Here is a 7,505-nt window from a genome sequence, read left to right as displayed (position 1 = left end):
CTCCGGAGCGGGAACGCACCCAGGCCGGCGCCGAGCTGATCGGCAGCGACGGCCCGGCAGCGGCCGCCGAAGTGCTGGGGCTGGCGGTGGAAGCGCTGGCCACCGCCGGTGTGACGGCCCTGTCGGTCGACCTCACCATGCCCACGCTGGTTGCCGATCTGGCCGCCGCCGGCTGGTCGCTGGGCGGGGCGACGCTGGCTGAGGTGCAGGCCTGGCTCGACGGCAAGGATGTCGGCGCCCTGCGTGCCGCCGGCGCCCACGGCTTTGTGCCCCTGATCGCCGCAGCCGGCCCGGTGGAGCAAGCACTCGCCGCATTGCGCCAGCTCGATCTGCCCGATGCCGTGCTCGACAGGCTGGACGCCATTGCGGCGCTGGCTGCTGGCTTGCAGGGCGTGGCTGTCACGCTCGATCCCACCGAGCGCCACGGCTTTGAATATCAGACCTGGCTGGGCTTCTCACTGTTCGGCGCCGGCCTGATGGCCGAGCTTGGCCGGGGTGGTGCCTATCTGGTGACGCACGGCGATGGCCGACCGGAACCGGCGGTGGGCTTTTCCCTCTATGTCGATGGCCTTGTCGATCTTGGCCTGGGTCAGGAAGCCCGGCGCCGGGTGCTGCTGCCGCCGGGCACGCCGGCCAGCGTCGGCGCACGGCTGCGCGGCGACGGCTGGATCACGGTCACCGCGCTCGACGCCGGTACGGCACCGGCAGCGCTGGGCTGCAGCCATGTCTGGACCGGGACAGAGATCAGCCCGGCATGACCTGGACGCTCAGCTTCTGGTGCAACCGCGCCGAGGCCGAGGCGCTGCCCGACCTTGCTGACATCCTGCCGCTGGACGAGCCGCCGACGCTGAACGCCGAGGAGCCCGACCCGGCCCGGCCGGATGAATGGCTGGTGACGGCCTATTTCGCCGACTGGCCAGATAATACCACCGTGGCGCAGATCACCGGCCTGTTCACCTCCGCCCGCGACATCGCCGTGACGCCGCTGCCCGAGGCGGACTGGACCACCCTCTCACAGCGCGGCCTGGCGCCGGTGCGGGCCGGACGCTTTGTCGTACACACTGCCGATCACAGGCAAGCCGCGCGGACCGGCGATTGGGGCCTTGCCATCGAGGCTGGCCTCGCCTTCGGCACCGGCCAGCATGCCACCACGCACGGGTGCCTGAAGGCGCTGGCGCGGCTGGGCAAGCGGCGGCGTTTTGGCCGCATTGCCGATCTCGGCACCGGCACCGGCGTGCTGGCGATGGCGGCACTGAGGGCCAATCGGTCGGCGCAGGTGATCGCCAGCGACATCGATCCGGTGGCGATTGATGTGGCGCGCGAGAATCTGCGGCGCAACCAGCTTGCCCATGGTTCATGCGCTGGGCGCATTGCAACGGCCGTCGCGCCGGGGCTTTCCGCCCCGGCGCTCCGGCAGATGGCACCTTATGACCTGGTGCTGGCCAACATCCTTGCACCGCCGCTGATCGCGCTGGCGCGCGATGTCTCGGCTGCGATGGCGCCCGGCGGCGTGCTGGTGATGGCCGGATTGCTGCATCACCAGCAACGCGCCGTGGCCAACGCCTATCGCCGGCACACGCTGGTGCCGGTCTGGCCGATGGACCGGCAGGCCGAGTGGCCGTGCCTGGTGCTGGTGAAGAAGGGCGGCTAACCCCCTGTTCGCAGGCGCCTTAGAGCGCGTGGAACAGGCGGTTTTCCACCGCGGCCGGCGTGAGCATCACGCGGGGCCGACGGCGCAGGGGCTTCATCGGGGCCGGGGCTTCGCCGGCCGGGACAGCGCGCACCTGCGGTTCATATTCGGTCTGGATGACCTTCATGGTCGCGCTCCTTGTTAAATCAACTGGGCGAATTCCCGGCTGACAGGAGCTGTAATAGGTGCATCACACGCCTATGTGCAGTGCAGCAATTTCCGCATCAGCCATGCATTCAGCGCATGGATTACAACCAATCAGGACTCAGTTTTCGGCTTGGCCGGCGGATGATGCAGCGCCCCGGCATCGAGGTGCGGCGGCGGCATGGCGGCGGGCAGGCCGCCCGGACCACCGTGCAGCGCGTGGAAGGGGCGCGCATCGACGCTGACGGGCGTCAGTTCGACATGGAACGGCGGCTCGGTATCCGGCGAATGTCTCGGGGCATCCAAGGGGGACCGAGGTTCGTTGGAAACGCTGGTCATGATCACACTCCTGCCTGGTCATCGGGGATGATACCCGGCTGCCAGCAGCGTGGCTGATCGGTCGCAGGCCGATGCGCGCAATGGCAGACTCGACGACAGCGTCGTGATCCTAGCACAAATCGGAAACAGTCAGGACAAACTTTGCATTTCGGCGACAAGCGCCAACCAGCCCGCCTCGTCCACCACCGGTACGCCCAGCGCCTGCGCCTTGGCCAGCTTGGATCCCGCCCCCGGCCCGGCGACCAGCAGGCTGGTCCTCGCCGATACGCTGCCCGCCGTCCTCGCGCCCAGCGCCTGCGCCTGGGCTTCGGCCTCCTCGCGGGTAGATTGTTCAAGGGCGCCGCTGAACACGATGGTCTTGCCGGCCAAGCCGGTCTGCTGCACCGGCGGCAGCGGCGCTGGCGTCACCTCGCCCAGCAGGTCGGCCAGCGTGGCGCGGTTGTGCGGCTCGGCAAAGAAATCCACCAGCGCCTGGGCCACCACCTTGCCGATGCCATTGACCGCGGTCAGCCGCGCGATGGCATCGTCGGCCTGCACCGCCTCGGCCAGCGCCCCGGCGCTGCCGAAGGCGCGCGCGAGGTCCCGCGCCGTCACCTCGCCGACATGGCGGATGCCCAGCGCGAACAGGAAGCGGTCAAGGCTGACGCTGCGCCGCTCCTCGATGGCGCCGAGCAGCTTGTCGACCGACTTTTCCTTGAAGCCGGGCAGCGCCAGCAGGTCATCACGCCGGTGCGCCAGGCGGAAGATATCGCCCGGCCCCTCGATCAGCCCCTCGGCGGCGAACTGCTCCAGCCGTTCGGTTCCCAGCCCCTCGATATCAAGGGCGTTGCGGCTGACGAAGTGGCGCATCCGCTCGTGGCGCTGCGCCGGGCACGTGAGGCCCCCGGTGCAGCGCCGCACCGCGCCATCCTCCTCCCGCACCGCGGTCGAACCGCACGCCGGGCAATGATCAGGGAACTGGAAGGGCTGCCCACGCGGGCCGTCCTGCGGCACCACGCCAAGCACCTGCGGGATCACGTCGCCGGCGCGCTGCACACGCACCCTGTCCCCCACCCGCACGTCGAGCCGGGCGATCTCGTCCTCGTTGTGCAGGGTTGCGTTGGTGACCACAACGCCGCCCACCGTCACCGGCGCCAGCCTTGCAACCGGCGTCAGCGCGCCGGTGCGGCCGACCTGGATATCGATGGCCAGCAGCGTCGTTTCGGCCTTCTCGGCCGGGAACTTGTGCGCCACCGCCCAGCGCGGCGAGCGTGCGACCTGGCCCAGCCGCTCCTGCCAGTCCAGCCGCTCGACCTTGTAGACAACGCCGTCGATATCGAAGGGCAGATCGGCACGGCGCCGCTCCAGATCGGCGGTGAAGGCGAGGCACTGCTCCATCGTGGCATCGCCAAGCGCATAGACGCCGGTGTCGAAGCCCCAGCTGGCGATGGCCTCCATCACTGCACTCTGGGTGGCGCCCACGCTGTCGCTCAACTCGCCCCAGCCGTGAACGATGAAGGCCAGCGGGCGGCTGGCGCTGACCGCCGGATCAATCTGGCGCAGCGAGCCGGCCGCCGCGTTGCGCGGGTTGGCGAAGCGCTTGCCGCCGCTTGCGGCCTGCCGCTCGTTCAACGCGGCAAAGCCGGCCTTCGTCATGTAGACCTCGCCGCGCACCTCCGTCACTGCTGGCGCGCCTTCGGGCAAACGGTGGACAAGCCCGGTGACGCTGGTCAGGTTGGCGGTCACCTCCTCCCCCACGGCGCCGTCGCCGCGCGTCGCGCCGTGCACCAGCCGGCCGCCTTCAAAGCGCAGCGCACAGGAAAGCCCGTCGATCTTGGCCTCGGCCCGGAAGCGCAGGTCGGCGTCTTCCGGCAGGTTCAGGAAGCGCCGCACGCGCATCCCGAACTCCAGCGCCTCGGCATCGCTGAACACGTTGTCGAGGCTGAGCATCGGCTTCGAATGGGTGATCTTGCCGAAGCCGCTGGCCGGCTTGGCGCCGACCCTGAAGCTTGGGGAGTCGGCGCGGACAAGGTGGGGAAAGGCCGCCTCGATGGCCGCGTTGCGGGCCACCAGCGCGTCATAATCGGCGTCCGAAAGCTGCGGCGCGTCCTTCTGGTAATAGAGCGCGCTGTGGTGGGCAATGGCTGCGGCCAGTTCGGCCAATTCGGCCGCCGCCTCATCGTCGGTCAGGGCGTCGGGCGGCGGCAGCGCGGTCATGCGGGCGGGTTTAGCAGCAAGGTCGGACCGCAGCAAAGGGCGCTGCGGCACGGACTCACGGCGTCCAGCGCCGCCGGTCGGCACGGTCGACCAGCCAGGCCACCAGCATCGCGGCCACATAGCCGGTGAGCGCCAGCAGCCCCATGCCCGACGGGCTGGGCGGATCGCCTGGCAATTCGCCGACCAGGGTCAGCACCAGGATGGCGAGGAACCAGCCCAGCGCCGGGCGCGCCGACTGGCGAGCGAGCACCCGCACGGCCACCCACCAGGCCACCGCCAGCCCGAGCAGACCGATCTCCACCAGCATCGCCACTTCCGGCAGGTTCCACAGCCCCAGCCCAAGTCGCAGCGGATTGCCCGGCCACAATTGCAGATCGGGGCGGTGCACGACGAGATCGGCCAGCCAGTGCGAGAAGACGACCGCGCCGATCCACCAGCCGGCGCGCGGCTGTTCCTTGCCCCACAGGCGTGTCGCCACCAGGCCTGCCGCCAGCGACCACAGGGCGGCCATCACCAGGCTGTGCGTCCATGGCATGTAGGCGAGGTCCAGCGGCGAGCCGGGCAGGGCCGGATCGATCCGCACCTTCTCCACCCCCAGCTGCACCAGCACGCCCCAGCCGATGTCGATCAGCTGGGATGCGCCCACACAGGCCCAGAACGGCAACTTGGGCGCCATGCCCCGCGCCGCGACCGAAGCGGCAAAATGGCCTGCGAACATCAGCCCCTCTCCCGTTGCCCGAAGGGCCAGTCGATGATGCCACCAGCCCACAGCGCCCACCAGACAATCAGCGGCTGCGCAACAAGGCGCGGGCCGTGATAGGCCCAGCCCAGCACCTCGCCGCCGATGGCGACCCCGTCCACCGCATGCTTGATGTTGGCCGGGTAGACGCACACAGCATAGGCGGCCAGCCCCAAGGCCGCAGCCGTGCGCAGGCGCGGGACCATCAGGCCGATCGCGCCGGCAAGCTCGGCAACGCCGGTCCAGATCACCACCTGGCGCGGCGCCGGCACCCAGTCCGGCATGATCGGCAGAAAGGCCTCGGGGCTCTTAAGGTGGACGATGCCGACGCCCGCATAGGCGATGGCCAGGATCAGGCGCGCGGCCTGCCGGATCCTCGGTTCGGCGGGCGGCTCAGCGCCCATCGGCATCGCGGGCCAGCGCGACGCCCATGTCGGTGCCGAACGGGAAGCGCGCGGACGGCATGAACTGCAGCATCGCCACCATGGCGAACTGGCGCACCCGGTCGACCAGGAACAGGGTGCCGGCCGCGCCGCTCCAGCCATAGCTCAGGGCCGGGCTGCCGTTGGGCCCGCTGGCATCGCGGCTGCGCGTGTCGAACAGGGTGAGCCGGCCGCCGGCGCCATAGCCCTGGCGCCCCTCGAAGAACAGGCCGGGCGGCAGCAGGTTGGAAAGCGCCAGCTGCGCCGTGCCCGGCGGCACTACGCGCCGGCCACCAAATTCGCCGCCATCCAGCACCATCTGAGCAAAGCGGGCATAGTCACGCGCCGAACTGACCAGCCCGCCGCCGCCCGACAGCAACGTGGGCCGGCTGATGAAGCCGTCCTTCTCGCGCGGCATCACCGGCGTGGGCGTGCCGGTCGGCTTGCCGGTTTCGAGATCGGCCCAGAAATAGTTGGCCGCCAGCCGGCTGGCATCGCGAGCCCAGAAGCCGCTGGAGGCCATGCCCAGCGGGCTGAACAATTGCTGGTCCAGGATGCGGTCGAGCGTCTGCCCGGTCAGCCGTTCGAGAAGCGCCCCGGCGACATCGAGGCTGACCGAATACTTCCACGCCGTGCCCGGCTCCAGCGCCAGCGGGAGGCCGGCGAGATAGGCGGTCATCGCCTGCAGGTCGGGCAACGGGCCGTCGCCCGGCTGCAGGAAGCCCGGCACGCTGCCCGGCTGGATGCCCAGCCGCCGATACTCGCGCTCCAGCGGGCCATTGCCATTGATGGCATAGGTGAAACCGGCGGTGTGAGTGAGCAGGTGGCGCACGGTGATCGGCCGGTCGGTGGGCCGTGCCTCCAGGCCCTTCGTCGGGTCGATAGCCACGGACATGCGGGCGAATTCGGGCAGGATCTCGGCAATCGGCTGATCGAGCCGCAGATCGCCGGCGGCGACGCGCTGCATCACCGCCCAGGCGGTGATCGGCTTCGACATGGAATAGATACGCCACAGCGTGTCGGGCGAAACCGTCTCGCTGCCGCCGAACTGGGTAACCCCGGCGGTCAGGAACACTGGCCGGTGGGCGCCCGGTTCCACCAGCGCCACCACCGCGCCAGGCACCCTGCCCTCTTTCACATAGGCATCGATCAGCGACTGCACCGCGTCATGACGCAGCGGCGCCGGCTGCCGACGGCCGAGCCCGATCTGCGCCATGGCCGGACGTGCCATGGCTGACCCGGCGGCCGCTGCAGCCAGCGCGCCCAGCAGATTGCGGCGATCAAGGGCAACCGCAGGCAGATCCATCCTTCAGGCTCCTTCCAGCAAGCGCTGTGCCTGGGCGCGGGCCTCAGGCGTGACATCGGCGCCCGACAGCATGCGGGCAATCTCCTCGCGGCGTTCCGGCTCGGCAAGGCAGGTAACGTGGGTGCGCATTGCCCCGTCATCGCCGGCTTTGGCGATGCGCCACTGGCTGTGGCCGCGCGCCGCCACCTGCGGGCTGTGGGTGACCACCAGCACCTGCGCAGCCGTAGCCAGGCGCGCCAGCCGCTCGCCGATGGCCGAGGCGACGGCGCCGCCCACCCCGCGGTCAATCTCGTCGAAGATCATCGTGCCGGCGCTGCCAGCCTCGGCCAGCGCGACCTTCAATGCCAGGATGAAGCGCGACAACTCCCCGCCCGAGGCGATGCGGATCAGGGCGGCAAAATCGGCACCGGGATTGGTGGCGATCTCGAACTCCACCCGCTCCTGCCCCTCGGGCCCCCAGTCGGCTTCGGGCAGCGGCGTGATGCGGGTGCGGAAGCGCGCGGCATCGAGCTTCAGCGGCGCCAGTTCGGCCGCCACAGCGGCATCGAGCCGGGCCGCCGCCGACGCGCGTGCCGATGACAGGGCGGCAGCCGCCGCCAGATAGGCCTGGCGCGCCGTCGCCACCGCGGCATCGAGGGCGTTCAGCCCATCCACGCCGGCGTCCAGCGC

At 70.3% G+C, this 7,505-nt stretch carries 8 protein-coding genes and 1 pseudogene; 2 read left to right on the top strand and 7 right to left on the bottom strand.

Annotated features, from left to right (window positions below; translation table 11 throughout):
- Together GJV64_RS09165 and GJV64_RS09160 are read left to right on the top strand one after the other, a co-directional pair.
- A partial coding sequence (locus GJV64_RS09165; RefSeq protein WP_164156950.1) for an ATP phosphoribosyltransferase regulatory subunit occupies positions 1-758 on the top strand: 758 nt, incomplete at its 5' end.
- Complete coding sequence (locus tag GJV64_RS09160; protein ID WP_164156949.1) at positions 755-1,651, top strand: 50S ribosomal protein L11 methyltransferase; 897 nt, start codon at positions 755-757, stop codon at positions 1,649-1,651. The genes GJV64_RS09165 and GJV64_RS09160, both read left to right, overlap by 4 nt.
- A 19-nt stretch (positions 1,652-1,670) precedes the next feature.
- Here the strand turns inward: GJV64_RS09160 and GJV64_RS09155 are convergent, their stop codons facing one another.
- The 7 genes and pseudogenes from GJV64_RS09155 to GJV64_RS09125 all read right to left on the bottom strand — a co-directional run.
- Positions 1,671-1,817, bottom strand: coding sequence for a hypothetical protein (locus GJV64_RS09155; RefSeq protein ID WP_164156948.1), 147 nt, complete (start codon positions 1,815-1,817; stop codon positions 1,671-1,673).
- A gap of 131 nt (positions 1,818-1,948) precedes the next feature.
- The gene (locus GJV64_RS09150; protein WP_164156947.1) at positions 1,949-2,173 is read right to left on the bottom strand and encodes a hypothetical protein; all 225 of its coding nucleotides are present in this window, start codon (positions 2,171-2,173) and stop codon (positions 1,949-1,951) included.
- A 129-nt stretch (positions 2,174-2,302) separates the two neighbouring features.
- Positions 2,303-4,369 (bottom strand): NAD-dependent DNA ligase LigA, encoded by a 2,067-nt coding sequence (gene ligA / locus GJV64_RS09145; protein ID WP_164156946.1) that lies wholly within the window; start codon positions 4,367-4,369, stop codon positions 2,303-2,305.
- A 55-nt stretch (positions 4,370-4,424) separates the two neighbouring features.
- Entirely contained in the window at positions 4,425-5,087 is a 663-nt protein-coding gene (locus tag GJV64_RS09140) for a metal-dependent hydrolase (protein WP_164156945.1), read from the bottom strand.
- On the bottom strand, positions 5,087-5,512 hold the full coding sequence (locus GJV64_RS09135; RefSeq protein ID WP_205599575.1) for a DoxX family protein: 426 nt from the start codon (positions 5,510-5,512) through the stop codon (positions 5,087-5,089). The genes GJV64_RS09140 and GJV64_RS09135 overlap by 1 nt, the downstream gene beginning before the upstream one ends.
- The gene (locus tag GJV64_RS09130; protein ID WP_164156943.1) at positions 5,502-6,836 is read right to left on the bottom strand and encodes a serine hydrolase domain-containing protein; all 1,335 of its coding nucleotides are present in this window, start codon (positions 6,834-6,836) and stop codon (positions 5,502-5,504) included. Before GJV64_RS09130 ends, GJV64_RS09135 begins: the two co-directional genes overlap by 11 nt.
- A 3-nt stretch (positions 6,837-6,839) precedes the next feature.
- Positions 6,840-7,505, bottom strand: a pseudogene (locus tag GJV64_RS09125) (DNA repair protein RecN); the annotation flags it as partial.

This window comes from Sandarakinorhabdus rubra (assembly GCF_010994245.1).
Lineage (GTDB): Bacteria > Pseudomonadota > Alphaproteobacteria > Sphingomonadales > Sphingomonadaceae > Sandarakinorhabdus > Sandarakinorhabdus rubra.
Note: the sequence above shows the minus strand (reverse complement) of the source record. Positions and strands in the feature narration are given on the sequence as shown.

Coding starts and splice junctions, on each gene's coding strand:
- GJV64_RS09160 (WP_164156949.1), top strand. CDS start 755: ATGACCTGGACGCTCAGCTTCTGGTGCAACCGCGCCGAGGCCGAGGCG.
- GJV64_RS09155 (WP_164156948.1), bottom strand. CDS start 1,817: ATGAAGGTCATCCAGACCGAATATGAACCGCAGGTGCGCGCTGTCCCG.
- GJV64_RS09150 (WP_164156947.1), bottom strand. CDS start 2,173: ATGACCAGCGTTTCCAACGAACCTCGGTCCCCCTTGGATGCCCCGAGA.
- ligA (WP_164156946.1), bottom strand. CDS start 4,369: ATGACCGCGCTGCCGCCGCCCGACGCCCTGACCGACGATGAGGCGGCG.
- GJV64_RS09140 (WP_164156945.1), bottom strand. CDS start 5,087: ATGTTCGCAGGCCATTTTGCCGCTTCGGTCGCGGCGCGGGGCATGGCG.
- GJV64_RS09135 (WP_205599575.1), bottom strand. CDS start 5,512: ATGGGCGCTGAGCCGCCCGCCGAACCGAGGATCCGGCAGGCCGCGCGC.
- GJV64_RS09130 (WP_164156943.1), bottom strand. CDS start 6,836: ATGGATCTGCCTGCGGTTGCCCTTGATCGCCGCAATCTGCTGGGCGCG.